We start from the raw sequence: 25,776 nt of genomic DNA, 5'->3' as shown, positions 1-25,776 counted from the left end.
CCTACAACCCCAGCACCATCTTCGCGATGATGTCGCGCTGGATCTCCGACGAGCCGCCGAAGATCGTGTAGGCGCGGCTGTTGAGATATTCCGGCACCACCGGCAACAAATCCTCCGGGATGACAGGCTCATGGTTGAGCCGGTAGAGCGGCCGCGCCGGCTCGACGGCAAGGCCGTCCTGGCCGATCACGTCGACGCCGAGCCGCGTCACCGCCTGGCGGATCTCGCTGACGCGGAGCTTGATCAGCGACGACACCGCGCCGGGATTCTGCCCGGTCTGTAGCGCCGACAGCACGCGCAGCTCGGTCATCTCGAGCGCATCGATATCGACCTCGAGCTCCGACATCCGGATCGAGATGTCGGGGTCCTCGATGGCGCGGCCGGTGGCCTCGGAGCTGGCGAGATCGGAGATCGTCTTCAGCGCCTCGCGCAGCTTGGCGGACGCGATGCCGGAGCCGCGCTCGAATTCGAGCAGATACTTGCCGTAGGTCCAGCCCTTGCCTTCCTCGCCGACGCGGTTGGCCACGGGGACGCGAACGTCGTCGAAGAACACCTGGTTGACTTCGTGGTCGCCGCCGATGGTCAGGATCGGGCGGGTGGTGATGCCCGGCGTCTTCATGTCGATCAGGATGAAGCTGATGCCATCCTGCTGCCGCTCGCCCTCGTTGGTGCGCACCAGCGCGAACATGCGGTTGGCGTGATGCGCATGCGTGGTCCAGATCTTGGTGCCGTTGATGACATAGTCGTCGCCGTCGCGCACCGCGCGGGTCTTCAGCGAGGCGAGGTCGGAGCCGGATCCCGGCTCGGAATAGCCCTGGCACCAATAGTCCTCGCCGGAGAGAATCCGCGGCAGATAGAAATTCTTCTGCTCCGGAGAGCCGAAACCGATGATGACCGGGCCGACCATCTTGACGCCCATCACGTTGACATTGGGCACACCGGCGCGGGCGCATTCGGCCTCGAAGATCCAGCGCTGCGCCGGTGTCCAGTCCGGCCCGCCATGGTCCGCCGGCCAGCCCGGCGCGCCCCAGCCCTTCTTGTGCAGCGCGCGCTGCCAGGCCATGCCGATATCGGGGTCGGAGAACACAGATGGCGTCAGCGCGGTGGCGCGCTTCATTTCCGGCGTCAGGCTGCTGGCGATGTAGTCGCGCACTTCCTGTTCGAAGGCGCGCTCTTCGGCGCTGAAGGTGAGATCCATGATGCGCTCTCCGTTACGCGTCGGCGCGGCCGCTCAGGGCGGCATGGCGGCGATAATGATGGGCACTGCCGCCGAACAGCGTGTCGAAGGCGAGCAGCCGCTTGAAATAGGCGCCGATGTCGAGCTCCTCGGTGACGCCCATGGCGCCGTGCAGCTGCACCGCCTGCTCGGCGACGAAGCGCGCGCATTTGCCGATCTTCGCCTTGGCGCCGGACGCCGCACGGCCGCGCGCCACCGGCTCGGCATTGGCCATCAGCGCGGCGCGTAGCGCCATCGAGCGGGCTTCATCGACCTGCATCGCGACGTCGGCGAGGCGATGGCGGATCACCTGGTTGGCCGACAGCGGCCGGCCGAACTGCTTGCGGATTTTTGTGTATTCGAGCGTGGTGTCGAGCAGCGTCTGCATGATGCCGACCGCTTCCGCACCCAGCGCGGCCATCGCGCGGTCGACCACGGTTTCGATTGCCGGCAGCGCGTCCTGTCCGTCGCCAAGCCGGGCGTCGGCGGGCAACTGCACATCGCTGAGATCGAGATTGCAGCCGCGCCCGCCGCCGAGCCGCGCATAGTCGCGCACGGTGAGGCCGGGCGTTCCCGCCGGCATCAGGAACAGGGCAAGCTTGCCCGATGCGCCATTGGCGTTGTCGATGCGGGCGGAGACGATAATCTGGTTGGCTGCCGCGCCGTCGAGCACGGCGATCTTGCTGCCGTTCAGCCGCCAGCCGTCGGCGGTCTTGGCGGCGGTGGTGTCGACATGGGCGAGGTCGAAGCGCGCGGCGCGTTCCGAATGCGCGAAGGCGAGTGTGAGCGCGCCCTCGGCCACCTTGGGCAGGATTACCTGCTTCTGCGCCTCGGTGCCGCATTCGGCGACCAGGGCTGCGCCAATCACGACGGTGGAGAGGAATGGCTCGGACACCAGCCCGCGCCCGAACGCTTCCATCAACAGTCCGATCTCGATCGCGCCGCCGCCGAGCCCGCCATGGGCTTCGGCGATCGGCAGCGCCAGCCAGCCGAGCTCGGCGAACTGCTTCCAGATCGCAGGCGAATAGCCCAGCGGATCGTTCGCCGCTTGCTTGCGATGGTCGGGGTGAAAGGTCTCCGCCACGAAGCGGTCGGCACTTTCGCGCAGCAGGCGCTGCTCGTCGCTTAAGGTCAGGTCCATCTGGTCACTACACGTTGGCGGTTTTCTTGACGACGGAGGGATGCAGACCTGCGGGGTCCACCATCATTCCGAATTCCTGAAGATTGTGGGCGTGGCAGAGCTGATGCAGCGCAAAGGCCTGATCGATCGCGGCGGGCTGCCCCATGATGTCGATCGAGCGGTTCACAGCTTCCTTCGAGAGTTTCAGTGCAAAGGCCGGCTTGGCCGCGATCCGGCGCGCCAGTGCCAGCGTGAACGTCGAGAGATCGCCGCGCGGCACCACGTGATTGACCATGCCGAGGCGATGCGCCTCGTCGGCGCTCCAGACATCGGCGGTGAACAGCATCTCCTTGGCCTTGCGCGCGCCGAGTTCCCAGGGATGCACGAACCATTCGACGCCACAGACCCCCATCGTCACCACGGGGTCACAGAACTCGGCGTCATGGCTGGCGACGATCAGGTCGCAGGCCCAGGCCAGCATCAGCCCACCGGCGATGCACTTGCCGTGCACCTCCGCGATCGTCGGCTTGGCGAGATTGCGCCAGCGCCGCGTGATCTGCAGATAGATCTCCTGCTCGCGCGCGAAGCGGCCGTGGGCATTGGGCTCGGCGAAGCCACCCCAATTTCCGACTGGCGGGAAATCGACGCCGGCTTGGTTCTTGCCGGCGGGCCGCAGATCGTGGCCGGCCGAGAAATGCGGGCCGTTGCCGGCGAGGATGATGACCTTCACCGCATCGTCCTGCACCGCGCGGTCGAAGGCGGTGTTGAGGTCGTAGGTCATCTGCAGGTTCTGGGCGTTGCGCGCCTCAGGACGGTTCATCACGATCCGCGCGATCGCCGGATCGGGGCGCTCGACGACAATCGTCTCGAATTGTTCAGACACCAATGGATCCTCCCGGGATCGATTTTTTTGCCATGATGAACGGCGCGGGGAGGGATAGGCAAGGGCCATCATCCGTAAAACCAGCCGCGAATCCCGCCACGCGGGATTGTCGGGCGAAAATCTGTTACCGTGACGAGAGAATCCACCGGGAGGACCACCTACATGCGCAAGCTTTGGACCGTGCTGGCAGCGCTGGCGACATTGAGCCTGACCAACTGCGGCTACAACGCGATCCAGTCCAATGACGAGCAGGTCAAGTCGAGCTGGTCGGAGGTGGTGAACCAGTACCAGCGTCGTGCCGATCTGGTGCCGAACCTGGTCAACTCGGTGAAGGGCTTTGCGCAGCAGGAAAAGGACGTGTTGCTTGGTGTCACCAATGCGCGTGCCAAGGTCGGCAGCATCCAGGCCACGCCCGAGGTGCTGAACGATCCGGCCGCGTTCCAGAAGTTCACGCAGGCACAGGGCGAACTCACCAGCGCGCTGTCGCGGCTGCTGGTCGTCACCGAGAACTACCCGCAGCTGAAATCGGATGCGCTGTTCCGTGACCTGATGGCGCAACTCGAGGGCACCGAGAACCGCATCACAGTGGCGCGCAATCGCTACATCAAGGCGGTGCAGGACTACAATGTCGGCATCCGCACCTTCCCGAACAACCTGACCGCGATGGCGTTCGGTTACAAGGAGAAGCCGAACTTCACGGTCGACAATGAGAAGGAGATTTCGACCGCGCCGAAGGTCGATTTCAATCCGGCTCCGGCGCCCGCGCCGTCGAAGTAACGCCGGCTGGACACCCATCGCGATGACCGCCGCACGCGTCATCCTGCTCGCTTTCCTGCTGGGCTTCATCTGCCCGGCATGGGCCGAGGTCGCGGTGCCGCCGCTCACCGGGCGCGTCGTCGACCAGACCGGAACGCTGTCGGCAACCGACGTCGCCTCGCTGAATGACCGGCTGAAGGATCTGGAAGCGCGCAAGGGCAGCCAGATCGCGGTCCTGATCGTGCCGACCACGGGCGAGGAAACCATCGAGCAGTTCTCGATCCGCGTTGCCGAGGCCTGGAAGATCGGGCGCAAGAAGGTCGACGATGGCGCGCTGTTCGTCGTCGCCAAGAATGACCGGCATTTGCGCATCGAGGTCGGCTACGGGCTCGAGGGCGTGCTGAGCGATGTCGTTACCCACCGCATCATCGATGAGGACGTCACGCCGAAATTCAAGACCGGCGATTTCGCCGGTGGCATCTCGGCCGGCGTCGACCGGATGATCCGCCTGATTAATGGAGAGCAATTGCCGGCGCCGGAACCCGAGCATTGGCAGGGACCCAATCTGGTCGATCTCGCCAATCCGGTGACGATCTTCATCGTCATCATCGTGGCCAGCGTGCTGCGCGCGATGCTGGGGCGGTTGTTGGGTTCGGCCGCGACCGGCGGCATCGTCGGCGTGTTCGCCTGGATGGTGGCCGGTTCGCTCGCCACCGCCATCGTCGTCGGGCTGTTCGCCGCCGTCGCGGCGCTGATCTTCGGCGGTTTGAATTTCGGCGGTCCAACGGCCGGCTCGGGACCCTACCGGCGCGGTGGCGGTTACTCTGGGGGCTGGTCCGGCAGCGGCGGGGGCTGGAGCGGCGGCTCGAGTTCGGGTGGCGGCTTCAGCGGCGGAGGCGGCAGCTTCGGCGGCGGCGGCGCCTCGGGGAGCTGGTAGGCACATGGGCATCAAGCGTATCGGCAAGCATCTGCTGGAACATCGTTGGCGTGTGCGGCGCGAGTTTCCGCCGCGCGTGCTCGATGCCATCGAGCAGGCGATCAAGGCCGGCGAGGCGACCCATGCCGGCCAGATCCGCTTCGTCGTCGAGGGCGCGCTTGACGGTGTGCCGCTGTTCCGCGACCAGCCGGCGCGCGAACGCGCGATCGACGTGTTCTCGCATCTTCGGATCTGGGACACGCATCACAATAATGGCGTCCTGATCTATCTGCTGCTGGCCGATCGCGATGTCGAGATCGTCGCCGACCGCGGCATCGACGCGAAGGTCGGTCAAGCCAATTGGGAAGCAATCTGCCGCGTGATGGAAACGGATTTCCGCGCCGGCCGCTTCGAGCAGGGCGTGATCAACGGCATCGCAGCGGTGTCGCGGGAGCTCGCGAAATATTACCCGCACGCAGCCGGCGGCCCGAACGAACTGCCGGACAAGCCGGTGGTGATCTAGCCCGATACGTGCCTGGTTCGCGCTATGTCGCGCGCCGGTCGCCGGCCAATGGGAGCGACGACAGGTCGGGTCCGATGGTGGCTTTCGGCCGGTAGATCGAGAGCCCGGCGAGGCCCACCGCGGCGGCGAACAGGATGTAGTAAACCGGCGCGGCCTTGTCGCCGGTGGTCTGCACCAGCCAGGTGTTGATGAACGGCGCCAGACCGCCGAACAGCATGACCGCCAGATTGTACATCAGCGATGCGCCCGTCGAGCGCACGCCGACGGGGAATATCTCGGTCATGAAGGCCGGCATCGGGCCGGCCAGGAAGCCGAGCAGGATGGCCGTGATCTGCAACAGCCACAGCTTCGCGGTCGTCGGCTCCGCGGCGAGGCGTTGCAGCAGGATGTAGAACAGCACCGAGTAGAGGATCAGCGCCGGCACCAGCACGGCGCGGCGCCCGATCCGGTCGGAGAGCGTCCCCGCCACGACCGCGATCACGGCATTGGCGAGACTGACGCAAAGCAGTCCCAGCTGCGCGTTCAGGAGCGGCAGTTTCAGCTCGCTGACCGCATAGGCCGGCAGGAAGATCGCATTGACGTAGTTGATCGCGGTGCCGGCGGCGATCAGGCAGAAAGAGGCGATCAATTCACGCGGATGCTCCGTGAAGAGCTGGCCGAGGGTGGTCTGCCGCTTCGGTTGTGCGGTCGCGGCCCGTTCGGCCAGATAGGCCTGAAACTCCGGAGACTCGTCGCAGCGCTGGCGCAGATACCATCCGGTCGGCCCGATCAGGATGCCGAGGATGAACGGCACGCGCCATCCCCAGCTCGCGAATGCGTCCGCCGACAGGCCGAGGTTGAGCCCGATCGCCATCGCCGCGCCGAGGCCGAAGGCGAGCGACTGCGACACCATCTGGAACGAGCCGTAGAGCCCACGGTGGCCAGGCGGCGCGAACTCGATCAGCATCGCGCTGGCGCTGCCGAATTCTCCGCCGGCGGAAAAGCCCTGGATCAGGCGCGCCAGCAGCAGCAGCAATGGCGCCGCGATGCCGATCGCGCCGAAGGTCGGCAGGAAGCCGAGCATGCCGGTGCCAACAGCCATCAGCGTGATCATCACGATCAGCGCCTTCTTGCGCCCGTGCCTGTCGGAATAAAGCCCGAACACCAGCCCGCCCAGTGGCCGCGCCGCGAACGCGATGCCGAACGTGGCGAAAGTCAGCAGCAGCGACGAGTTCGGATTGTCGGCCGGGAAGAACAGCTTGCCGAGGATGCCGGCGAACAGCCCGAACACCGTGAAGTCAAACCACTCCAGCGCATTGCCGATCGTCGAGGAGATCACGACACGGCGGCGCATTTCCGCCAGAGCTTCAGCGTTCGCGGCGTCGGCTTGCATCACTCTGTCCTTCCCTGTCGGCGGCAATTGGTCGTTCCGCGGTTCGTCCTCCGCGGGGCCGGTCTCTGCGCTCGGATGCCTATGCCTTCACGGAGGGCCGCTCGCCGACGCGATTGAACCAGGCCACGATGTTGCCGTTCGACTTATCCAGCGGCTGGCCGACCTGGTTGCCGAAATCGATCCAGCAGTAGAGCAGCATGTCGGCCAGCGTGAAGCGTTCGCCGCAGATGTATTTGCGCCCGTCCGCCATCTGGTCATCGAGCCATTTGATGCGGTTGGCGGCGATCATCTTCAGTCCCGGCGAGGCTTCGGGCGCGACCGGAATGCGTTTCTCGAAGAACTTCAGCGCCTCGCCGAAGCGGTAGCCATTGGCGAGCGGCTCGGCGATGTTGAGGTCGACACGGCGGGTCCACATCCGGCATTCCGCGCGCTCCTCCGGCGTGCTGCCGATCATCGCGGGCGCGGGATGCTTCTCCTCGAGATATTCGCAGATCGCTGTGATCTCCGAGAGGTAGTTGCCGCAGTCCAGCTCGAGCGCGGGCATCTGGCCATGCGGATTGCGCTTCAGATGGGCATTCTCGCGGTTCTCGCCCTTGCGCAGATCGACGGTCTGTTTGGGGATCTCGATGCCCTTCTCGGCCATGAACATGCGCACGATGCGCGGGTTCGGTCCGATCGAGTCGTAGAGTTTCATGGTCCTCGCTCCCTGTCTTCTTGCTTTGTTGTTGCTCTGTTGAACAGGCCGCGAATGAATTTGTCAAATTCCGTGATGTGGCTGGCCGCACGCGATGGCGGGACCTGAATTGTTGCGCGATGTGACACGCGCAGACGGATATCAATCGTCGAGCTTGTTGAGGTCGCGCACCGACTGCATGATCGGCTCGAAATTCGAGCGCGCATCCAGCGCGTCGAACAGCTGAGCGGTGTCCTCGAGCAGCCCGTGCGAGCGTTGCAGCGCGATCCGCACGTCGTCCTGCGGCGTGTCGGACAGCCGGCCGTGACCCGACAGTAGGATCTTCGAATTGAGGCCCCTCAACCGTTCCAGCGACTGGATGTAGTCGGCGATCGAGCCGGAACCGAACACGCCGCCCATCACCCCGCCGGGCATCAGCGTATCGGCGGCGAACAACAGGCCCTTGTCCTGGTCGAACAGCGTGATGCAGGCCGATGTGTGGCCCGGCGTGTACATCACGTTGAGGCGGAAATTGCCGAGGTCGATCAAATTGCCTTCCTCGAGCCAGATGTCGATGTCGATCGGCACGTTCGGCTCGTTGAACATCTTGCGCAGCATCGAGAAGTCGTCGCGCAGCATGATCTTGTTGGCGGCGAGCCGGTGCGCGGCGATGTAGGCGCGGCCGTGGAAATGCCAGGCGGCGCCGATGTGATCGAGATGCTCGTGGCTCAGCACCACCATGTCGATCATCTCGGGTGTCACGCCGAGATGGTCGAGACAGGCGACCAGCGACGGGTAGTTGGTCGACAGCCCGACGTCGATCAGGATGGTTCGCTTGCTGCCGCGTACCAGATAGGCGTTCGCCGCGCGATTCTTGAACCGGATCTGGTAGACGTCGTCGGCGGCCTGGATCAGCGTCGCGACGTCGGTGTCGAACAGCGTCTTGAACGGGCTTGGCCTGCGCTCGCTCATGATGCGGCCGCCGCACGGTAGGTGACGGCGTTGGAGGCGCGCAGGCGTTTCGAGAGCGCGTCCATCACCATCAGCGCGAACGCCGGCTGCTGGCTGACCAGATAGACGAAACGGGCGTGGTTGATCCGCATCACCCGCGTGCCCGGCGCGGAGGCAATGGCGGTCGCCGAGCGCGCCGAACCGTCGATCACCGCCATCTCGCCGAAGAACTCGCCCTTGCCGAGGCTGACGATGATCGTCTTGTGCCCGCCATCGACCTTGGCGATGTCGACCTTGCCGTCGAGCACGACAAACAGCTCGCGGCCGGTCGAGCCTTCCTCAAAAATGACGTCATCGACATCAAATTCATTGATGCATTTCTCGATCGTCATGGCACTCCCCTGCCTTCTGGCTGGAAGATGGCGGTATGTTAATCGGGAAAGTGCCGCGCGCAAACGGAAGCGGTGCAGATTGCCGCAGGGCAACATCGCCCAAATCCGGCCCGGAAAACTCCCTAAAATTTAGGTAATGGCGGGCGAGGGTAACCATTTCGCAAGCAATAAAAGTTACCGAATTGTCAACCCAGTCTGGAGACTTTGAACGTGAGTGAGCAGCAGAGCGAGCCGGTGAGCGGTCAAACCGGTGCCGAAATGGCGGCGAAAAGCGAGCCCGTGATGGCCGCGGCCGGTGTCGAGGCTCCGCGGCTCGCGCCCGAGCAGGAAGAGACCTCGCCGAAGGCGGATGCGCCGAAGGTCGAGGCGCCAAGGGTCGAGGCGCCAAGGGTTGAGCCGTCCCGGCTTGATCCGATGATCGAGGCCAAGATCGACGCCAAGATCGAGCCGACCAACATGGAAGTGCCCAAGGTCGAGACCGGCAAGCGAGAAGAGCCGCGTTTCCCGGGCAAGCTGATGATCATGGCGCCCGGCGACCGTACCTGGGACCATGAAGCCACCGCGTCCAAGCCGGGTGCCGAGCAGGCCGCCAAGGCCGCTGGCAAGCCGGCCGGCAGCCGCCGCCTCGGGGCGATGGCCGCGGTGATCGCGCTGGCAACCGTGGCAGGGGCCATCGGTGGCGCGCTGGCGACCGCGGGCCTCGGCCATCTCGCCGCCCCGGCCGCTGCTGCCGCCAAGGACACCGCGGCCAAGGACGCCGCCGCGAAGGAAGCGGCCGATGTCTCGCTTGCCCGGATGGAATCCGAAATCGCCGCGCTGAAGGCCAGCGTCGAGCAGACCGCCAAGGCCGGCCAGGCCCAGTTCAGCAAGGCCAGCGACCGGATCGAGAAGGTCGAGAAGGCCCAGGCCGAGCCGATGGCTAAGCTCAACAAGCTCAGCGAGACCGTCGACAAGCTCCGTGCCCCGCCGCAGACGACCGTTGCTGCGGCGACGCCCGCCCGCGAGGTCACGGGCTCCGTCACCCCGGCGGCCGCGCCCGCCGCTCCCAGGCCCGAGGTCGGCCGCCTGCCGGTGGTGGACGGTTGGGCGCTGCGCGACGTCGGCAATGGCGGCGCGCTGATCGAGGGCCGCGGCGGCATCTACGAGGTTTATGCCGGCGATCCCGTCCCCGGCCTCGGCCGCGTCGACGCCATCCGCAAGCAGGATGGCCGCTGGGTGGTCGTTACCAGCAAGGGTCTGATCGTTTCGCGTTGATCGTCGAATCACGACAACGGCAAGGCGCTTCACCGCGATGTGAAGCGCCTTTTTTCTTGAATACGGTTTGCCGTGCGGTGTTAGTGGCAGCATGAGCCGCGCGCTGAAATGCCTGCTGTTGATGTCCGCTCTGTTCTGCGGCGCCGTGCCGGCGCGTGCCGCTGAGGATCGTGCACTCGAGCGCGGCGCTGCGGTGATCGATCCGGCAATCCTGCGCGAACTCGATCATGGCCGTTTCAGTCTCAGCCGGATGCTGGCGCCGAACCGTGCCGCAGACACGCCCCTGTCCAACCGTGAACTGTTCGGCTTGCCCGCGATGGTGCCGGTGCGCGAGGCGCTCGATCGCGAATTCGATCGCTATGTCACGAAGCACAAGGCCAGCCTGCCGAACGAGAGCATCGGCGTCGGCGATGGCTTCGCGTTCCAACTGTTCGACCGCGCGCTGTTCGAATCCCCGGATGTTCGCTTCGTGCTGGCGGGCATCGTCAACCGGATGGACCGTGCCTATGTCGCGCCGAACGGCTGCGGCGAGGTCCGCCTGATCTATCGCTTGACCCGCACCGATGTGCCGCTGATCGGCGAGAACGCGGTCTCGCAGCGGCTGCCAATGACGCTGAACCTGGTGCTGAAGGCGAAGGGCGACGGTAATGATGCGTCGCTCAGCTGCCGCGAGATCGCACGGCGCTGGCTTGCGACCGGCAGCGCTCCGCCTACGCTGGAGAAACTGTTCGGCAAGGATGGTCCGCTCGGTCTGATCGATGCGCGGAACGTCGCACGCATCGAGACCAATCTTCAGATCGCGCATGCGCCGAAATCCGCGCTGCGCGATTTCCGCACCGACTACCTGCTGAAGGTGTTCGACTATGACGGGACGGCGCGACGTTTTGCCGAAGCACCGCTGGAGAACCAGATCGATCGCGATCGGATTCTCACCGACGAAGGCTTGAAGCGCGACTTCAAGGCCTGGCTGCTCGATCCCAAACATTTTGCCGAACTCGATCGCGGCACCTTGCTGATCCCCGATCGCTTCCTCGCGAACTCGGCGGTGGCACCGACACCGACCGGCTTCGATGTCAGCGATCTCGCGCCCGAGTTCGGCCTGGTGCAGGGCGAGGGGACGGCAGGCAGTGCGGTGTTCTCGGACAGCGATGTCGTCGGCGCCTTGCAGAAGGCCGCGTCGGACGGAACGAAGCTTCAGAACATCCAGTCGCTGGCCGGTTTCGAGCGGCGCCTCAACGACGTCACCTGCGCCGGTTGCCACCAGACCCGCGGCATCGGCGGCTTCCATTTCCCCGGCGTTGACTGGATGGCGGCCAAGCCGTCGAATTCCACCGTGGTGCCGGCCTCGCCGCATTTCTTCGGCGACCAACCTCGCCGCCGCGATATCCTCACGAGCTTCCGCGACGGCAGGACGCCGGATTTTTCACGCGGCTTTTCCAACCGGCCGCAACTGCGCGGCGGCGCCGAGCTTGCCGGCACCGAATACAGCGACGGCTGGGGCGCGCATTGCTATCTGCCGGGCGCAAAGCCGGCCGAGAGCGACCGTAGCTTCCGGGCCTGGACCTGCGCCGAGGGGCTCGTGTGCCAAGTCGCGGGGAAAACCTGGCGCATGGGTATGTGCTTCGTGAAGGGGCGGTAATCTCCGCCGGAACCGAAGCGTCTCCGCGTCATTAATTGGTGCTACACTGCCGCTTGCCCAGCACCCGACAGCTCTTGACCGGAGACCGGCCCGATGAGTGCTCCCGAGGACAACAAGCAGCGCAACCGCGAGATCGCGGCCAACGAGGCCGAGCGTCAGGCGGTCAGCGCCGTCCGGGTCAGCAGCTGGGCGATCGGGCTCGCGGTCATCATCGGCATCATCGTGGTGGCCATCGTCTGGTCCTGGATAAAGAGATAGTCTCTCAAACGTAGTGCTTCAGGCGCGGGCCGGGCAGCAGCTCATAGGCTGGTTTCCAGCCCGGCAGGGAAGCGATGCGGCCGAGCCAGGCGCTGATATTGGGATGGCTGCTGGCAAAGTCGTAGCCGGTCTCGTTGCTCGGATAGTGCAGATAGGCCATCATCGAGAAATCCGACACGGTCGGTCGCGCCCCGATCATGAAGGCGTTGTTGCCGACGTGGCGGTCGAGGATGCCGAGGAAGTCGTCGAGCCGCGCCCGATAGTGCTTGAGAATCTTTGGATCGACCGACGGCGAGAAGGTCCGCATGAAGCGATAGGTCGCCATGTAGCCGGAGAGTTTCTGGTTGTCCCAGAACAGCCAGCGCAGCAGCTCGAACGTCTCCGCCGGCGTTTCGCCGCCGAACTTTCCGTATTGTTCGGCAAGCTGTAGCAGGATCGGCGCGGTCTGGGTGCGACGCTCGCCGTCGACTTCGAGCACCGGGATCTCGCCCATCTCGTTCACGGTGGCGCGCCACTCCGCGGTCCGCGTCACGCCGCCGCCGAAATCGGTCCACACCGGCTCGAAGGTCTCGCCGCACAGCGTGAGCATCAGCGCGAGCTTGTAGCTGTTGCCGGATTCGGGGAAGTAGTGCAGGCGATAGCGGGGCATCGTGAGGCCTCTTCGCGATGAATTCTTGCCTCTCCCCGCAACAGCGGGGCGAGGGAGAGGAGACAGCGTGAAGTCGAGCTACGCCACCGCGCCGGACGCGCGCAGCTTCTGGATCGTGGCCTCGTCGTAACCGGCCTGGCGCAGGATCTCGTCGGAATGCTCGCCGACTTCCGGCGGCTTGCGCGGCTGCACCTTCTTCGCGCCGTCGATGAAGATCGGGCTGTTGACGGTCAGCATGGTGTCGTTCTCGAAGCGCACCAGCACCTCGTTCTCGATCATCTGCTTGTCGTTCGGGATGTCGTCGAGGATGCCGACCACGCCGAACACCAGGCCGTTGCCGTCGAGGATCTTGCGCCATTCGGCGAGCTCCTTGCTGGCGAACACCTCGTCGAAGATCTTGATCAGCTCGACCGAACGCGCGTGGCGGTCGGCCTTGGTGGCGAAGCGGGCATCGGCGACCAGGTCCTCGCGGCCCATGCAGCGTGCCAGCGTCGGCCATTGCCGGTCTTCGTTGAGCAGCGACAGGATCAGCCAGCGGCCGTCCTTGCATTTGTAGTGGTTGGTGACGGCGTTCAGCGCCTCTTCGCGTGGCTTGCGCTTCTTGAACTTGGCGCCGACCAGCTTGGCCTGTGCCAGCACGCCGTTGGCCCAGATGCCGTTGGCCATCAGATTGGTCGAGACATGCGAGCCCTTGCCGGTCTTCTCGCGCTGGAACAGCGCGGTGACGATCGCGCCGTAGAAGGCCATCGCACAAGGATGGTCGCCCATGCCGGCGACCGAACGGGCCGGCGTGGTGTCCTCGTCGGCGCGCACCAGGTCCATCAGGCCGGAGCGGGCCCAATAGGCGTTGGAGTCGAAGCCGGGCTTGTTGGCCTCCTCGCCCTTTTCGCCATAGCCGGTGAAGGAGGCGTAGATCAGCCGGTCGTTGAGATGGCCGAGATGGTCATGGGTGATGCCGAGTTTTTCGCGCACCTGCGGCGGCATGTTGGTGATGAAGACGTCGGCCTCCGCGACCAGCTTGTAGAGCACCTCGCGCGCCTCTGGTTTGGTGAGGTCGAGCGCCAGGCTCTTCTTGTTGCGGGATTCCAGCATCCACGCGAAATTGTGCTCGCTGGCGGGATAGCCGGGCAGATTGGGCAGGTTCCGGTAGGGATCGCCGGCGCCGGGTGGCTCGATCTTGATGACGTCGGCGCCGAAGTCGGACAGCACGGTGGCGGCCGCGGGCGCCGCGATGAAGCTCGCGCAATCCAGGACCTTGAGCCCGTCAAAAATGCCTTTTTCCATCGTGCCGTCGCTCCCGTGGCGCTTGTTGGTGTTTTTCCGGTAGCTGGAATTATCGCGCGCGGATCATTCCGATCGGACCGCCATTTGACCCATCTCGGGGTGATGATGCAACGGCTTGTTGGGCGTCATTGCGAGGAGCGGAGCGACGAAGCAATCCACGTCTCCGCAAGCGGGGGTATGGATTGCTTCGCGGAGCCTGTCATCAGGCGCGCATTCGCGCGACCCGTTGGCTCGCAATGACGGAGCCGGCTACTCCACCCCCGCCATCAGCGCCGCATTGCCGCCGGCGGCGGCGGTGTTGATCGTGATCGTCTGTTCGGTGGCGAAGCGCGTCAGATAGTGCGGGCCGCCGGCCTTGGGGCCGGTGCCGGAAAGGCCGCTGCCGCCGAATGGCTGCACGCCGACGACCGCGCCGATCATGTTGCGGTTGACATAGATGTTGCCGACCTGAAGACGGTCGATGACCTGCTCGATGGTGTCGTCGATACGCGAATGGATGCCGAGCGTCAGTCCGAAGCCGGTGGCCTCGATTGCGGCCAGCACGTCGCCGAGCCGCTCGGCGCGATAGCGTACGACATGAAGGATCGGACCGAACACCTCTTCACGCAGCTCGCTCGCCGCCGACAGTTCGAAGATGTGCGGCGCGACGAAAGTGCCGGCCGGCGCCTCGCCGGCGAGATGCACCCGCGCTTGCTGCTTCATCCTCGCGATATGCGCGTCCAGCCGCTGCTTGGCCTCGGCATCGATCACGGGACCGATATGCGTCGACACATCGGCGGGATCGCCGATCTTCAGTTCGCGCGCGGCGCCGGCGATCATCTCGATCATGCGGTCGGCGACGTCGTCCTGCACGAACAGCAGCCGCAGCGCCGAGCAGCGCTGGCCGGCCGAGCGGAACGCCGAGGTCACGACGTCGTCGGCGACCTGCTCGGGCAGCGCGGTGGCGTCGACGATCATGGCGTTGATGCCGCCGGTCTCGGCGATCAACGGCACGATCGGGCCATCCTTGGCGGCCAGCGTCCGATTGATCGACCGCGCCACCTCCGTCGAGCCGGTGAAGACGACGCCGGCGATGGCCGGATGCTTGACCAGCGCGGCGCCGACCGCGCCGTCGCCCTGGACCAGATGCAGCGCCGTCTGGGGCACGCCGGCCTGATGCAGCAAGGCAACCGCCTCGGCCGCGATCCGCGGGGTCTGCTCGGCCGGCTTTGCAATCACCGCATTGCCGGCCATCAGCGCTGCCGTTACCTGACCGAGGAAGATCGCAAGCGGGAAATTCCACGGCGAGATCGCGACGAACGCGCCGCGGCCGTGCAGCTCCAGCACGTTGCTCTCGCCGGTCGGTCCGGGCATCGTCTCGCCCTTGCCGAACAGCTTTTGGCCGAGCGCCGCATAATAGCGGCAGAAGTCGATCGCCTCGCGCACCTCCGAGAGCGCGTCGTCGATCGTCTTGCCGCCTTCGCCTTGCAGCAAAGCGAGGAAGTGGGCACGGCGCTGTTCGAGCAGGTCTGCGGCCTTGTCCAGGATGGCCGCACGTTGTGCGGCCGGCGTGCTGTTCCAGGCCCTGAAGCCTTGTCGTGCAGCGGCGACGGCGGCGTCGGCCTGCTCGGTCGTCGACGTTGCGGCTGTGCCGGGGGCGGTCTTGCGCGCTGCCGCAATCGCCGATGTCAGCGCGCGGAGGCCCGCGCGTTCGCCGAGTTCGATGCCGTGCGAATTGGCGCGCTGCGGTCGATAGAGATCGACCGGCAGCGGAATTCCGGCGTGAGAGGCATTGCCGTCATGGCCGATGATCTCGGCCGGACGGCGCAACAGGTCGGTGATGGACACGCGGTTGTCGGCTGCCAGCGCCACGAACGACGAGTTGGCGCCGTTCTCGAGCAGGCGCCGCACCAGATAGGCGAGCAGGTCGCGGTGGCTGCCGACCGGCGCATAGGTGCGGTGGGCGATCTCAGGACGATCCTGGCCGAGCTGTGCGTAGAGCGCTTCGCCCATGCCATGCAGCCGCTGGAATTCGAAGCTCGTGGGATCGCCTGACAGTTCGAGAATGGTCGCGACCGTCAGCGCGTTGTGGGTGGCGAATTGCGGAAACAGCCGTGGCCGCAGCGCCAGCAGCTTGCGCGCGCAGGCGACGTAGTTCAGGTCGGTCATCGCCTTGCGGGTGAACACCGGATAGCCATCGAGCCCGCGTTCCTGCGCGCGCTTGATCTCGGTGTCCCAATAGGCGCCCTTCACGAGGCGCACCATCATCCTGCGGTCGAGCGCGCGTGTCAGTGCATCGACATAGTCGATCACCGCGGTGGCGCGCTTCTGGTAGGCCTGGATCGCAAGCCCGAAGCCGTTCCAGCCGGCCAGCGACGGATCGGCGAACGCAGCGGCGATGACGTCGAGCGAGAGCTCCAGCCGGTCCGCCTCCTCGGCGTCGACGGTGAAGTTGAGGTCATACGCCTTGGCGCGGCGCGCCAGATCGATCAGTTGCGGCACCAGCTCGTTCATCACCCGCGCGTGGCTGACCGCCTCGAAGCGCGGGTGCAGCGCGGAGAGCTTGACCGAGATGCCAGGCCGGTCGGGCAGGGGATGATTGCCGGCGGCCTTGCCGATCGCCTCGATCGCGCGGGCATAGGACTCGAAATAGCGGCTGGCGTCATCGGCGGTGCGCGCGCCCTCGCCGAGCATGTCGAACGAATAGCGCGAGCCGCGCGATGCGTGGGACTGCGCGCGCGCCAGCGCCGCCTCGATGGTCTCGCCGAGCACGAAATGACTGCCCATCAGCCGCATCGCCTGCCGCGTCGCCGCGCGCACCGCGGGGGCACCGAGCCGCTTGGTCAGCCGGCCGATCGTGCCCTGCGGTGTCTCGCCGGGCTGGATCACGCGCGCCGATACGCCGAGCGCCCAGGCCGAGGCGTTGACCAGGAACGCGCTGGATTTGGTCTCGTGGTTGACGAAGTCGCCCTGGCCGAGCTTGTCCTCGATGAATTGGTCGGCGGTGCGCGCGTCGGGCACCCGGAGCAGCGCCTCCGCCAGCACCATCAGCGCCAGGCCCTCCTTGGTCGACAGCGCGAACTCCCGCAGCATGTCCTCGACGCCGCCGAGCGGATCGTCATTGGCCCTGATCGCCTCGATCAGGCGGGTCGCGGTGCGGTCGACCCTGGCCTCCGCCTCCGCGCCCAGCCTGGCGTCGTGGCGCAGGCGGCCGGCGATCGTGGCGTCATCGGGTGCGTAGGGCGGGCTGAACGGGGGCGGGAGCGGGTCTGGCATGGCGGTTCCTTGGCCGGAGGTTGCAGGGAACTCCTACGCGCCCATGCACCGTAGTTCGATAGACAAAATAGCATATTTGCCTTAGTAAATCCGGCAAATTCATAGTATGGCCTTAGATATGACAGAGATAGATAAGACAGACCGCAAAATCCTCTCGATCCTGCAAGGGGATGGCCGGATTGCCAATGTGGAACTGGCGGAAAGGATCGGCCTGTCGCCGACTTCGGTGGGCGAGCGGCTGAAGCGGCTACAGCGCGACGGCTTCGTCGAGGGCTACGGCGCCCGGCTGAACCCGCACCGGCTCGGGCTCGGGCTCTTGGTCTTCGTTGAGGTGCTGCTCGACAAGACCACGCCCGACGTCTTCGAGAAGTTCGCGAAGGCGGTCCAGACCGCGCCGGAAGTGCTGGAGTGCCACATGGTGGCCGGCGGCTTCGACTATCTGGTCAAGGCGCGCGTCGCCAACATGACCGCCTATCGCCGGTTTCTCGGCGAAACCCTGTTGGCTCTGCCGGGCGTGCGCGAGACGCGAACCTACGCGGTGATGGAGGAAGTCAAGCGCGACGCGCCGCTGCCGGTCGGCTGACGTTCCCTCGAACTGATCCACAGCCATGCGCCTGATGTATTGGCATCGCGACGCACCCGCGATAATCCTGTCCACAACTTGGGGCAGTGGTCATGCAGGACGCCGATCAGCCGATACGAATGCGACGCGCCGGATTTGCCGGCGTGGTCACGGCGCTCATGTTGTCGCTGCCGGCTTCAACTCCGGCCGGCGCCGCTGAACTCAGCGCAGGCGTCATGCAGCTCTACACGTCGGTCTCGATCTATCCGCCGTCGGCGTCGACGATGACGGTCTGCTATGGCTTCGTCTGTCGGCGCCGCGAGATGCTGGATTTCAATGCCGCCGACAAGGCGGCGCTGACCAGGATCATGGCTGCGGGCCGCGCCAATGCCGCCGCCGAACGTGCGGCCACGCAGAAGGCCGTGATCTGGCTCGACCGCCGCATGGGGCCGATCCTCGGCACCGACAAGCGCGTGGCCAAGGCCGACTTCCGCGCCAATGACGACAAGCACAATTACGATTGCTGGGACACCACCCGTAACACCACCAGCCTGATGCTGGTGATGCAGGCGTGGAACCTGTTCAAGTTTCACACTGTCGGCGATCCGCACTACCGCGGTTTCTCGCTGGGGCAGACGCCGCACAACACCGCCGTGCTGGTCGAGCGCGCAACCAAGGTCGAATGGGCCGTCGATCTCTGGCCGCGCGGTTATCTGCAGCCGCCTGACGTCATGACCGTTGCCCAATGGGTGACGGAAGATTGAACGACCAGGGCGGCACCTGCCTGTAGCATGCCTCACGGACGGCGGGCACGGACATGCAGGAACAGCGGCAGTCGTTGCCAGCGGCGGCTGTTGTCCGACTCGATCGCGTGCTCGGGAACGGCAGGTTCACGCAGCGCCTCGACCAGCAAGCCCGCGTCCTGAAGCGCCGCGAAGTAGTCTTCCAGGGGGCGATGCCGGCTGTGAAACGTCATCGTCAGGCCGGCCCGCTCGACCGTATCCGAGAAGGTGAACGGGCGCAGGTAGTCACCCTTGATGACGAACGGCGCGTCGGCCACCGGGCGCTCGAACTGGCCGGCCGAGTTGATCGGATGGACGATCGCGAAACACAATCGTCCGCCGGGCATGAGCACGCGCGCGATCTCGGCGACGGCGTGCGGCATAGCATCGATGTCGTGAAGGGTCATGAAGGCGACCGCGAGATCGGCGCTCGCGTCTTGCAGCGGCAATGCGGCGGCATCGGCGATCCTCAGATCCATCGACGGGTCCGAGGCGCGGGCGGCCGCGACCATCGAGGGCGACGCATCGATGCCGACGATGCGATGCCCGAGCTCTTTCAGGTGCCGCGTCAATCGTCCTTCGCCGCAGCCGATGTCGATCGTCCGCAGGCCGGGCGGAGGCAGCAAGGCGAGGAACTGGTCGCGGTGAAATCGCCAGTAGCTGTCATGTCCGGGATGCCGCGCCCATGCGATCCATCGGCCGGACTCCGCTTCCCAATTGTCGGCAAGATTCATGCGGAACTCCCGTGTTCCTGGCGCGATTGCGATACCGCGATCCGGCAATTCGTTCGCGCTCTCGCGATACGGGATCGGTTCGGCACGAAGAGGGCGCCGCGGGATGTCGTGGAGCAAATGAAGATCATCGACGCGCGACCGGCGCTCGTCGGAAAAATCATCGTCGTGGCGCGGGCGCCGTGCCCGCCCCGCCGAACGTCACGTGATCTGCTGTGTGGATCGGCCCCCACTCCCGGATGGCGTCCGAGAGTGCGCCGCCGGATCTGGCGTTGTTACGCTAGACCTTGAGGTTCTCGGCCGACGTCTTGCCGCGATTTGCGATCTCTTCGTATTCAACCGATTGGCCTTCGTTCAGGGACTGTAGGCCAGCCTTCTGAACCGCTGAAATATGCACGAAAATGTCCTTGCCGCCTGTTGCGGGCTGGATAAATCCATAACCCTTGGTCGGGTTGAACCACTTCACTGTACCTTTGGGCATTCCAGTCGTCTCCGCGGAATCAATCGAAAACAGACCAGCCGGCCCCCGCACCAACCGACTTGTCCGTACCGCACAGGATAGCAGTTTGAAAAAAGCTGGGTAGATCAAACGACGGTGTGTTTTTGACCGGAAACAACCCGCTTTGCAGGGATTTGGTGCCGGATTGCCTGTTTCATGGTCAATTGATGCACTGCAAAACAGACTGGTTCCACTGAACCGAATGACTTCGTTGCCTTCGTCTCGCGCGCTGGCTTTTCCACCGGCGCGCGAGAATCGAGTAGCCCGCCTCAATAGGTCGCGCTGAGATAATCGACGATCTTGCCGATGTCGGCCTGGTCGATCGGTGCGCCGTAGACCTTGATCATCTTGGTCACTTCGGCCTGCCAGAAATCCTTCTTGAACTTCTCGCCCTGCGGCTGCGTCTTGATGTAGTCCGCCGAGTGGCAGCCAGTGCAGTTGCTCTGCACCACGTCGAGGTTGGGACCCGGCTTGAAGGCCGCAGTCTCCTCGGGGAGCGTGTAATTCACGGGCGCGGCCAATGCGGCGCCAACCGACAATGTGGCGACCGCGACGAGCGTGGCGAGCGGCTTGCTGATCATGATGCTGCTCCTCACGCCGCGGTGACGCGCACGGTTTCGACGACATTGCGCAGATAGCCGGCCGGATTCCACAATGGATCCATCGGCTGGGTGTCGCCGGCATTATTGGTGGCGCGCACTTTCAAATCCGAGGCGCCGGCCGGCAGCGCGACCTTCAGCTTCCATTCGCGGAACGCGTATTTGCCGAGATCCTTGCCGAGCTTGGCCGGCGTCCAGCTCTTGCCGCCGTCGATCGAGACCGCAACCTCCTTGATGCCCTTGCCGCCGTCGAAGGCGATGCCGCGCAGCATGGTGCGGCCGGCCTTCAGCTTGGCGCCGTCGGCAACGCTGGTGATGAACGAGCGCACCGTGAAGCGGTTGATCGGGATCGTCGCCTTCGGCGCGGTGCCGGGCTCGACCGCGTTGTTCGGCGTATCCGGAATCCGATAGGCGGACTTCATCCAGAAGCCGTCGAACACGCTGTCGATCACGGTGATCTCGTTGAGGTGCTTCACCCAGTAGGTGCCGTAATAGCCCGGCACCACGAGACGAAGCGGGAAGCCGTTGAGGAACGGCAGCTCCTCGCCGTTCATGCCCCAGGCCAGCATCACCTCGCCGTCGCGGGCGTGGTCGATGTCGAGCGCCTTGACGAAATCGGGTGTCGTCTCCATCACCGGGCCGTCCATGCCGTTGAAGGTGACCTGCCTGGCGCCAGCCTGCACGCCGGCCATGTCGAGCACGGTCTTCAGCGGCACGCCGTGCCAGCGTGCGCAACCCATCGCGCCATTGCCAAGCTGGCCGCCTGCGACGCGCGGATTGAAGAAGCCGCGGCTGTTGCCGGAGCACTGGTTGACGGCGACGAGCTCAGTTGCCTTTAGATTCCGGATGTCCTTCAGCGACAGTTTCAGCGGCTTGTCGACCTTGCCCTTGATCTCGAGCGTGAACTTGTCCGGGTCGAGGTCGTAGGGGACACCGGCAAGGTGATAGCGGACGAAGAAGGCGTTGTTCGGCGTCAGCGGGCCGTCGTTGAAGACCGCGAATGGCGTTTCGAGCTGCGGGGGCCGGCTGGTGAGCCCGATCATCGGGCGCTTCTGCGGATAGCGCACCAGCGGCCGTTCGCCATTGCCGAAGGGCAGCGTCACGGTGTCGAGGGCGAGTGAGCCCCTTGATCCCAGCCCCGTCACCAAAGCGGCCAACCCGGCGCGCTTCATCAAGTCTCGTCGATCGAGCATTCCGCTTCCTCCGAAGCTGTTCTGTCGTGAGCTGGTCATCACCAGGCTCAGATTGCCTTGCGCGCCTTCGCATCATGGACTGCGCGCGGCGACGAATGTCGCATCGGGGAACAGCAAGTCAATTGAGCTTTCGCAGCGGTCACCGGCATTGCATCGCAACAACGAGAAGCCCCGGTCGCGCGGACGACCGGGGCATTTCGATTCCAGGTCGAAGTGTCGATCAGTAGCAGACGTTCACGGTGCGATAGCGATAACCGTAGGGCGTCATCACCAGGCGGGTGACGTAGCAGCCGGAGTCGACGAAGCCGACGGCGATGCCTGGGCCGCCCCAGAAGTGATGATGCGGGTGCCAGAAGAACGGCTTGGCGGAAGCAGAGGTCGGCGCCAGCGCGGCGGCACCGACGATCGCAACAGTGGCGAAAGCGAGCGTGATCTTGCGAAGCATGGTCTTCTCCTCCAGATGCGCCTTGAACTCGGTCGCGGCGCGGTTGCGGTGTTGCCCATCGCCAGTCTGTCGCATCCGGCTTGGGACGCGTTCGAGCATCGCTGATGGGTGCACGCTCAGCTGTGCGGAAGATCACACTCGGGGAAAGGCAGAGGAGAGGTGGTCAGGCCGCGACCGCATGCTGGTCGTCGACCAACGTGGACAGGATGCGCGTCGCCTCGACGGTGCGCACGATCATCGGCTCGTTGCGGCCGCGGATCGCGACCTCCTGCACCGGCAGGGCATCGTCAGCGAGTCCCGCGGTGACGCGCACCTCGTCGGAGATGACGGCCTCGCAGGCCAGCGCCTTGGTCATGTCCTGCAGCCTTGCCGCGACGTTGACGGCATCGCCGAGCGCGGTGAACACCATATGGTCGCGATAACCGATATCGCCGACGATCACCTCGCCGCCATGGACGCCGATGCCGAAGCGGATCGGCTCGCGCAGGTCATGGCTGAGGAATTGGTTCAGCTCTTCGATATTGGCTGCGATCAGCGCCGCCGCGCGCAAGGCCTGGCGGCAGGCTTCGTGGCGGTCGGTGCTGAGCCCGAACAGCGCCAGCATGCCGTCGCCGATGAACTGGTTGGGCCGCCCGCCGGCCTCCAGCACCGCCTGCGACACCGCGCCGAGGAAGCGGTTGACGATGAACACGGTGTCGAACGGCAGCCGCTTCTCGGCAAGCTGCGTCGAGCCGCGCATGTCGACGAACATGCTGACGAGATAACGCTCCTGACCGACCCGCGTCGGATTGCCGGCATGTGCGTTGGCCGACATCGTGTGCGGCAGGAACAGCTGGAAGAAGGTCAGGTCGCCGGTCGGCCGTAGCTGGCAGGCGAGCCGGATCGACGGATCGTCATTGCCGACCCGGTGCAGCACGAACGCCTCGCGCGGCGAGGGCTCGGGGAGGGCGGCGTGATCGCCGATGATGCGGATGCGGCAGGTCGAGCAGCGCGCACGGCCGCCGCAGACGCTCGCATGCGGTACGTTGTAGCGCAGGCTCGCTTCCAGCACGCTCAATCCCTTCGGCACCCGCAATGTGCGGCCGTTGCCATAGGACAGCGCGATCATGCCGCCGCGGCGTTCGAGCAGGGCACGCGCGCCGCGCGCAAGCAGGACCAGGCCGAGCAGGCCGAGATAGCCGATCGTCAGGCCATTTGTGATGTTCTCGAGAGTGGTCGCCTGGGCCGCGGTGCCGAGCTTCTGCACCGACAGCTCCTCGCGCCGCCAGTCGGGGTCCTGATAATCCGCGATCGTGGCGCGGCCGGCCTGATAGATGCCGAGCATCGCCAGCGTCGGGATCAGCACGGCCGCGGCGAGCAGGAACGGCGCCGTGCGCTGGAACGATGGACGCATCCGCAGCCAGAAATACAGGCCGATGCAGCCATGCACCCAGGCGATCACCAGCACCGCCAGCATCTGCCACAGCCGGAGTGGAGAGGCGATGAAGAAGTTGTACAGCTCTTGCGGATAGAGCTTTTCGTGCCCGTACAGGGTCTGGCCGAGCCGGACGCCGACGACGTGCACGATGATCAGCATCGGGATGCTGAGGCCGAGCGCGAGTTGCAGCGGCTCGACCGCCTTCCAGTGGAATTCGCGGCGCTGAAACAGCGCCCAGATGCCAAGCGCGGTGTGCACCAGGCAGGCGGTGTAGAACACGATGGCGACCGGCAGGAATTGCCAGAACTCGGTGTGGTAGTGCACCCCGATCGCCAACGCCTCCGTCGAGATATTGCCGAGCGCGTGGTTGAGGAAATGGCTGATCAGGTAGGCGAACATGATCGCCCCCGTGACGAGGCGGACCTGCCGCAGGCCGACGCCGCGGGCCATGTCCTGCAGGTGCTCGCGCGAGGGGGAGGCCATGTGATTCATGATCGACAAGTCTAGTGTTTAATTCCCGCGCTGAACACCACCACGGGCCCGGTCTGGCGGTGGGTAGCCGGCGCCGCGGAACGTTGACACTCCGTTAAGAGTCGAACAAAAAGCCCGCGTGACGATAGCCCAAGCCGAACCCAAGCCCGGAGCCGGTAACATCAGCGTTAAGCCGGCCCGTTCGCGGGCGCCGGATTGGCGTGGCGTGATCGCCGTGATCGTTGCCATGACCGCGATGCGGCTGGTCTATGCCCATGCGCTCGATCTGCGCACCGACGAGGCTTACTACTGGACCTGGTCGAAGGAAAGCGTGCTGTCCTTCCTCGACCATCCGCCGATGGTCGCCTGGTTCATCCGCTGCGGCACCGCCGTTCTCGGCGACACCAATCTCGGCGTCCGCCTCGGTGGCATCGTGGCGATGCTGGCGACCCAGCTCCTGCTTGCCGACATTGTCCGCCGCATGACATCGAACAATGTCCGCGCGGTGATGCTCGCGCTGCTGCTGCCGGAGGCTGCGCTTTATTACGGGTTGTTAATGGCCAAGGTGGCGCCCGACACGGCGCTGATCCCGTTCTCGGTCGCCATGCTGTGGTCGCTGGTGCGGCTCGCGCAGAGCCATGACGGACGCTGGTGGCTGGCCGCAGGGTTGTTCGCGGGGCTTGCGCTGCTCTCGAAATTCACCGCGATCATGTTCGTGCCGGCGGTGCTCGCCTTCGCGCTGGTGCCGGATTGGCGCTGGCGCTGGCTGCGCAGCCCGTACCCGTACCTCGCCGCGCTGATCGCGATCGCCGTGTTCTCGCCGGTGCTGATCTGGAACGCGGAGCACGACTGGGCCTCGTTCCGCTTCCAGGCGGTGCGCGCCACCGTCGAGCGCGACCTGACGTTCCGTACGCTTGGCGAGTTCATCGGCATGCAGTTCGGCCTGGTCGGCTTTGTGCTGTTGCCCGTGACGCTGTTCGGCACCGCGCTGACGGCATGGCGCGGCTATCGCAAGCGCGAGCCGGTGGCGATCCTGCTGGCGACCGCGGTGCTGGTGCCGTTCTTCTACTTCCTCTGGAAGTCGCTGACCTTGCGGGTCGGTGACACCTGGCCGATGTTCCTGTGGCCGGCAGGCTTTGCGGCCGTCGCCATCAATGTCACGCGGATGCCGTTCGAGGGCTGGTCGGCCGGGCTCGTCAAATCGACGATCTATTGGGCCCGGACCGCGATCTCGACAGGCATCGCCTTCGTCGCCTGCGTGTTCCTCTATTACATGTTCGCGCCGTGGAATCTGATCGGCCGCACCGATCCGATCGGCACCGAAGCGGGCTACGATGTGGTGGCTGCGCATACCCTGGCGCAGGTTGAGGCCACCGGCGCGACCTGGGTCGCGACCACGGATTACCGAACCTATGCGATGCTGCGCTGGATGCTGCGCGGCCGGGTGCCTGTGATCGAGATCAACGAGCGCGGCCGCTTCCAGGGCTTCGCCGATCCCGGCATGGACAAGATCCGCGATCATGCCGGCATCTATGTCGGGCGCGAGCCCGAGAACAATCTGCCGCTGTGGAGCGAAACATCGGCGGTGCGCCAGCCGCTGGAGCGCGTGACACGGAGCTGGCGCGGCATGGTGATGGACACCTATGCGCTGGAGAAGATCTCGGGCTGGACGCCCGACCTGTCGCCGCGGCCGGATACGACGTTCTTCCGCTGGCGCGTGCTGGCGATGCTCTCGGATTCTTGCGAGATCACCTTCTCCCCTTGTGGGAGAAGGTGGCAGCCGAAGGCTGCCGGATGAGGGGTCTCTCTCCGCAGGCGCGGTGCGCGCGGATGGATACCCCTCACCCAAGCGAACCCGCGACGGCTGTCTGAGCTGCCCTCTCCCACAAGGGGAGAGGGCGCAACAACTGCCACTGTGCCGCAACTGGCACGATGC

25 protein-coding genes are annotated in these 25,776 nt (G+C 65.4%); 9 read left to right on the top strand and 16 right to left on the bottom strand.

Annotated features, from left to right (window positions below):
• Window position 1 precedes the first annotated feature (1 nt).
• From CWS35_RS35545 to CWS35_RS35535, 3 genes are read right to left on the bottom strand one after another with little or no spacing between them, the layout of a single operon-like run.
• Complete coding sequence (locus CWS35_RS35545; RefSeq protein WP_024583811.1) at window positions 2–1,198, bottom strand: acyl-CoA dehydrogenase family protein; 1,197 nt, start codon at window positions 1,196–1,198, stop codon at window positions 2–4.
• A 13-nt stretch (window positions 1,199–1,211) separates the two neighbouring features.
• Window positions 1,212–2,357: an acyl-CoA dehydrogenase family protein gene (locus CWS35_RS35540; RefSeq protein WP_100955715.1), complete on the bottom strand. Its 1,146-nt coding sequence runs from the start codon at window positions 2,355–2,357 to the stop codon at window positions 1,212–1,214.
• 7 nt (window positions 2,358–2,364) lie between these two features.
• Window positions 2,365–3,222, bottom strand: coding sequence for an enoyl-CoA hydratase (locus CWS35_RS35535; protein WP_100955714.1), 858 nt, complete (start codon window positions 3,220–3,222; stop codon window positions 2,365–2,367).
• A gap of 159 nt (window positions 3,223–3,381) precedes the next feature.
• Between CWS35_RS35535 and CWS35_RS35530 the strand changes: the two genes are divergently transcribed.
• Genes CWS35_RS35530 through CWS35_RS35520 form a run of 3 tightly spaced genes read left to right on the top strand, consistent with a single transcriptional unit; the run spans window position 3,382 to window position 5,414 of the window.
• Entirely contained in the window at window positions 3,382–3,996 is a 615-nt protein-coding gene (locus CWS35_RS35530) for a LemA family protein (RefSeq protein ID WP_100955713.1), read from the top strand.
• 22 nt (window positions 3,997–4,018) lie between these two features.
• Window positions 4,019–4,912: a YgcG family protein gene (locus CWS35_RS35525; protein ID WP_024583807.1), complete on the top strand. Its 894-nt coding sequence runs from the start codon at window positions 4,019–4,021 to the stop codon at window positions 4,910–4,912.
• A 4-nt stretch (window positions 4,913–4,916) separates the two neighbouring features.
• Window positions 4,917–5,414 carry a TPM domain-containing protein gene (locus CWS35_RS35520; protein ID WP_024583806.1) on the top strand — a complete coding sequence of 166 codons (498 nt, stop codon included), beginning with the start codon at window positions 4,917–4,919 and terminating at the stop codon, window positions 5,412–5,414.
• Window positions 5,415–5,436: 22 nt separating this feature from the next.
• On the opposite strand, the gene CWS35_RS35515 is transcribed toward CWS35_RS35520, so the two are convergent.
• The 4 genes from CWS35_RS35515 to CWS35_RS35500 form a co-directional block, all read right to left on the bottom strand.
• Window positions 5,437–6,786, bottom strand: a complete 1,350-nt coding sequence (locus CWS35_RS35515; protein ID WP_245438790.1) for an MFS transporter — start codon at window positions 6,784–6,786, stop codon at window positions 5,437–5,439.
• A gap of 79 nt (window positions 6,787–6,865) precedes the next feature.
• Window positions 6,866–7,480, bottom strand: a complete 615-nt coding sequence (locus CWS35_RS35510) for a glutathione S-transferase family protein (RefSeq protein WP_100955712.1) — start codon at window positions 7,478–7,480, stop codon at window positions 6,866–6,868.
• A 141-nt stretch (window positions 7,481–7,621) separates the two neighbouring features.
• Complete coding sequence (locus CWS35_RS35505; RefSeq protein ID WP_100955711.1) at window positions 7,622–8,431, bottom strand: MBL fold metallo-hydrolase; 810 nt, start codon at window positions 8,429–8,431, stop codon at window positions 7,622–7,624.
• Window positions 8,428–8,898, bottom strand: coding sequence for a Crp/Fnr family transcriptional regulator (locus tag CWS35_RS35500; RefSeq protein WP_244442299.1), 471 nt, complete (start codon window positions 8,896–8,898; stop codon window positions 8,428–8,430). Before CWS35_RS35500 ends, CWS35_RS35505 begins: the two co-directional genes overlap by 4 nt.
• A gap of 108 nt (window positions 8,899–9,006) precedes the next feature.
• Here CWS35_RS35500 and CWS35_RS35495 point away from each other — a divergent pair, with 108 nt between their 5' ends.
• From CWS35_RS35495 to CWS35_RS39725, 3 genes are all read left to right on the top strand, one after another.
• Entirely contained in the window at window positions 9,007–10,056 is a 1,050-nt protein-coding gene (locus CWS35_RS35495; RefSeq protein ID WP_100955710.1) for a hypothetical protein, read from the top strand.
• Between the two features lie 91 nt (window positions 10,057–10,147).
• Window positions 10,148–11,695 carry a hypothetical protein gene (locus tag CWS35_RS35490; protein ID WP_100955709.1) on the top strand — a complete coding sequence of 516 codons (1,548 nt, stop codon included), beginning with the start codon at window positions 10,148–10,150 and terminating at the stop codon, window positions 11,693–11,695.
• Between the two features lie 93 nt (window positions 11,696–11,788).
• Window positions 11,789–11,953 carry a hypothetical protein gene (locus tag CWS35_RS39725; RefSeq protein WP_168200199.1) on the top strand — a complete coding sequence of 55 codons (165 nt, stop codon included), beginning with the start codon at window positions 11,789–11,791 and terminating at the stop codon, window positions 11,951–11,953.
• 4 nt (window positions 11,954–11,957) lie between these two features.
• Here CWS35_RS39725 and CWS35_RS35485 read toward each other — a convergent pair whose 3' ends face one another.
• The 3 genes from CWS35_RS35485 to putA all read right to left on the bottom strand — a co-directional run bounded on the left by CWS35_RS35485 (window position 11,958) and on the right by putA (window position 17,141).
• Window positions 11,958–12,602, bottom strand: a complete 645-nt coding sequence (locus CWS35_RS35485; protein ID WP_100955708.1) for a glutathione S-transferase family protein — start codon at window positions 12,600–12,602, stop codon at window positions 11,958–11,960.
• A gap of 78 nt (window positions 12,603–12,680) precedes the next feature.
• A complete protein-coding gene (locus CWS35_RS35480) occupies window positions 12,681–13,886 on the bottom strand; it encodes a CaiB/BaiF CoA-transferase family protein (RefSeq protein WP_100955707.1) in 1,206 nt (401 codons plus the stop codon).
• A 249-nt stretch (window positions 13,887–14,135) separates the two neighbouring features.
• Window positions 14,136–17,141, bottom strand: coding sequence for a bifunctional proline dehydrogenase/L-glutamate gamma-semialdehyde dehydrogenase PutA (gene putA, locus CWS35_RS35475; protein ID WP_100955706.1), 3,006 nt, complete (start codon window positions 17,139–17,141; stop codon window positions 14,136–14,138).
• Window positions 17,142–17,259: 118 nt separating this feature from the next.
• Here putA and CWS35_RS35470 point away from each other — a divergent pair, with 118 nt between their 5' ends.
• Together CWS35_RS35470 and CWS35_RS35465 are read left to right on the top strand one after the other, a co-directional pair.
• A complete protein-coding gene (locus CWS35_RS35470) occupies window positions 17,260–17,724 on the top strand; it encodes an Lrp/AsnC ligand binding domain-containing protein (protein ID WP_024583796.1) in 465 nt (154 codons plus the stop codon).
• Between the two features lie 119 nt (window positions 17,725–17,843).
• Entirely contained in the window at window positions 17,844–18,467 is a 624-nt protein-coding gene (locus tag CWS35_RS35465; RefSeq protein ID WP_100956944.1) for a hypothetical protein, read from the top strand.
• Between the two features lie 32 nt (window positions 18,468–18,499).
• On the opposite strand, the gene CWS35_RS35460 is transcribed toward CWS35_RS35465, so the two are convergent.
• From CWS35_RS35460 to CWS35_RS35435, 6 genes are all read right to left on the bottom strand, one after another.
• Window positions 18,500–19,219, bottom strand: a complete 720-nt coding sequence (locus CWS35_RS35460) for a class I SAM-dependent methyltransferase (RefSeq protein WP_024583794.1) — start codon at window positions 19,217–19,219, stop codon at window positions 18,500–18,502.
• Window positions 19,220–19,496: 277 nt separating this feature from the next.
• Complete coding sequence (locus CWS35_RS35455) at window positions 19,497–19,697, bottom strand: cold-shock protein (RefSeq protein WP_021079749.1); 201 nt, start codon at window positions 19,695–19,697, stop codon at window positions 19,497–19,499.
• Window positions 19,698–19,984: 287 nt separating this feature from the next.
• Complete coding sequence (locus tag CWS35_RS35450; RefSeq protein WP_100956942.1) at window positions 19,985–20,296, bottom strand: cytochrome c; 312 nt, start codon at window positions 20,294–20,296, stop codon at window positions 19,985–19,987.
• An 11-nt stretch (window positions 20,297–20,307) separates the two neighbouring features.
• Window positions 20,308–21,507: a molybdopterin-dependent oxidoreductase gene (locus tag CWS35_RS35445; protein WP_100955705.1), complete on the bottom strand. Its 1,200-nt coding sequence runs from the start codon at window positions 21,505–21,507 to the stop codon at window positions 20,308–20,310.
• A 220-nt stretch (window positions 21,508–21,727) separates the two neighbouring features.
• Window positions 21,728–22,027 (bottom strand): hypothetical protein, encoded by a 300-nt coding sequence (locus CWS35_RS35440; protein WP_371412416.1) that lies wholly within the window; start codon window positions 22,025–22,027, stop codon window positions 21,728–21,730.
• Window positions 22,028–22,115: 88 nt separating this feature from the next.
• A complete protein-coding gene (locus tag CWS35_RS35435; protein ID WP_100956940.1) occupies window positions 22,116–23,852 on the bottom strand; it encodes an adenylate/guanylate cyclase domain-containing protein in 1,737 nt (578 codons plus the stop codon).
• Window positions 23,853–24,087: 235 nt separating this feature from the next.
• Between CWS35_RS35435 and CWS35_RS35430 the strand changes: the two genes are divergently transcribed.
• Window positions 24,088–25,638, top strand: a complete 1,551-nt coding sequence (locus tag CWS35_RS35430; protein WP_168226525.1) for a glycosyltransferase family 39 protein — start codon at window positions 24,088–24,090, stop codon at window positions 25,636–25,638.
• The last annotated feature ends 138 nt before the right edge of the window (window positions 25,639–25,776 follow it).

The organism is Bradyrhizobium sp. SK17, assembly GCF_002831585.1.
In the GTDB taxonomy this organism is placed as follows: domain Bacteria; phylum Pseudomonadota; class Alphaproteobacteria; order Rhizobiales; family Xanthobacteraceae; genus Bradyrhizobium.
This window is presented reverse-complemented; position numbering and strand designations above follow the sequence as displayed.

Bases quoted from the DNA above. Each gene is read 5' to 3' on its own strand.
- CWS35_RS35465 (WP_100956944.1), top strand. From the start codon at position 17,844: ATGCGACGCGCCGGATTTGCCGGCGTGGTCACGGCGCTCATGTTGTCG.
- CWS35_RS35480 (WP_100955707.1), bottom strand. From the start codon at position 13,886: ATGGAAAAAGGCATTTTTGACGGGCTCAAGGTCCTGGATTGCGCGAGC.
- CWS35_RS35455 (WP_021079749.1), bottom strand. From the start codon at position 19,697: ATGCCCAAAGGTACAGTGAAGTGGTTCAACCCGACCAAGGGTTATGGA.
- CWS35_RS35485 (WP_100955708.1), bottom strand. From the start codon at position 12,602: ATGCCCCGCTATCGCCTGCACTACTTCCCCGAATCCGGCAACAGCTAC.
- CWS35_RS35520 (WP_024583806.1), top strand. From the start codon at position 4,917: ATGGGCATCAAGCGTATCGGCAAGCATCTGCTGGAACATCGTTGGCGT.
- CWS35_RS35510 (WP_100955712.1), bottom strand. From the start codon at position 7,480: ATGAAACTCTACGACTCGATCGGACCGAACCCGCGCATCGTGCGCATG.
- CWS35_RS35545 (WP_024583811.1), bottom strand. From the start codon at position 1,198: ATGGATCTCACCTTCAGCGCCGAAGAGCGCGCCTTCGAACAGGAAGTG.
- CWS35_RS35450 (WP_100956942.1), bottom strand. From the start codon at position 20,296: ATGATCAGCAAGCCGCTCGCCACGCTCGTCGCGGTCGCCACATTGTCG.
- CWS35_RS35440 (WP_371412416.1), bottom strand. From the start codon at position 22,027: ATGCGACAGACTGGCGATGGGCAACACCGCAACCGCGCCGCGACCGAG.
- CWS35_RS35505 (WP_100955711.1), bottom strand. From the start codon at position 8,431: ATGAGCGAGCGCAGGCCAAGCCCGTTCAAGACGCTGTTCGACACCGAC.
- CWS35_RS35460 (WP_024583794.1), bottom strand. From the start codon at position 19,219: ATGAATCTTGCCGACAATTGGGAAGCGGAGTCCGGCCGATGGATCGCA.
- CWS35_RS35435 (WP_100956940.1), bottom strand. From the start codon at position 23,852: ATGGCCTCCCCCTCGCGCGAGCACCTGCAGGACATGGCCCGCGGCGTC.
- CWS35_RS35540 (WP_100955715.1), bottom strand. From the start codon at position 2,357: ATGGACCTGACCTTAAGCGACGAGCAGCGCCTGCTGCGCGAAAGTGCC.
- CWS35_RS35515 (WP_245438790.1), bottom strand. From the start codon at position 6,786: ATGCAAGCCGACGCCGCGAACGCTGAAGCTCTGGCGGAAATGCGCCGC.
- CWS35_RS35500 (WP_244442299.1), bottom strand. From the start codon at position 8,898: ATGTTGCCCTGCGGCAATCTGCACCGCTTCCGTTTGCGCGCGGCACTT.
- CWS35_RS35430 (WP_168226525.1), top strand. From the start codon at position 24,088: ATGACCGCGATGCGGCTGGTCTATGCCCATGCGCTCGATCTGCGCACC.
- CWS35_RS35525 (WP_024583807.1), top strand. From the start codon at position 4,019: ATGACCGCCGCACGCGTCATCCTGCTCGCTTTCCTGCTGGGCTTCATC.
- CWS35_RS35470 (WP_024583796.1), top strand. From the start codon at position 17,260: ATGACAGAGATAGATAAGACAGACCGCAAAATCCTCTCGATCCTGCAA.
- CWS35_RS35490 (WP_100955709.1), top strand. From the start codon at position 10,148: ATGAGCCGCGCGCTGAAATGCCTGCTGTTGATGTCCGCTCTGTTCTGC.
- CWS35_RS35530 (WP_100955713.1), top strand. From the start codon at position 3,382: ATGCGCAAGCTTTGGACCGTGCTGGCAGCGCTGGCGACATTGAGCCTG.
- putA (WP_100955706.1), bottom strand. From the start codon at position 17,141: ATGCCAGACCCGCTCCCGCCCCCGTTCAGCCCGCCCTACGCACCCGAT.
- CWS35_RS39725 (WP_168200199.1), top strand. From the start codon at position 11,789: ATGAGTGCTCCCGAGGACAACAAGCAGCGCAACCGCGAGATCGCGGCC.
- CWS35_RS35445 (WP_100955705.1), bottom strand. From the start codon at position 21,507: ATGCTCGATCGACGAGACTTGATGAAGCGCGCCGGGTTGGCCGCTTTG.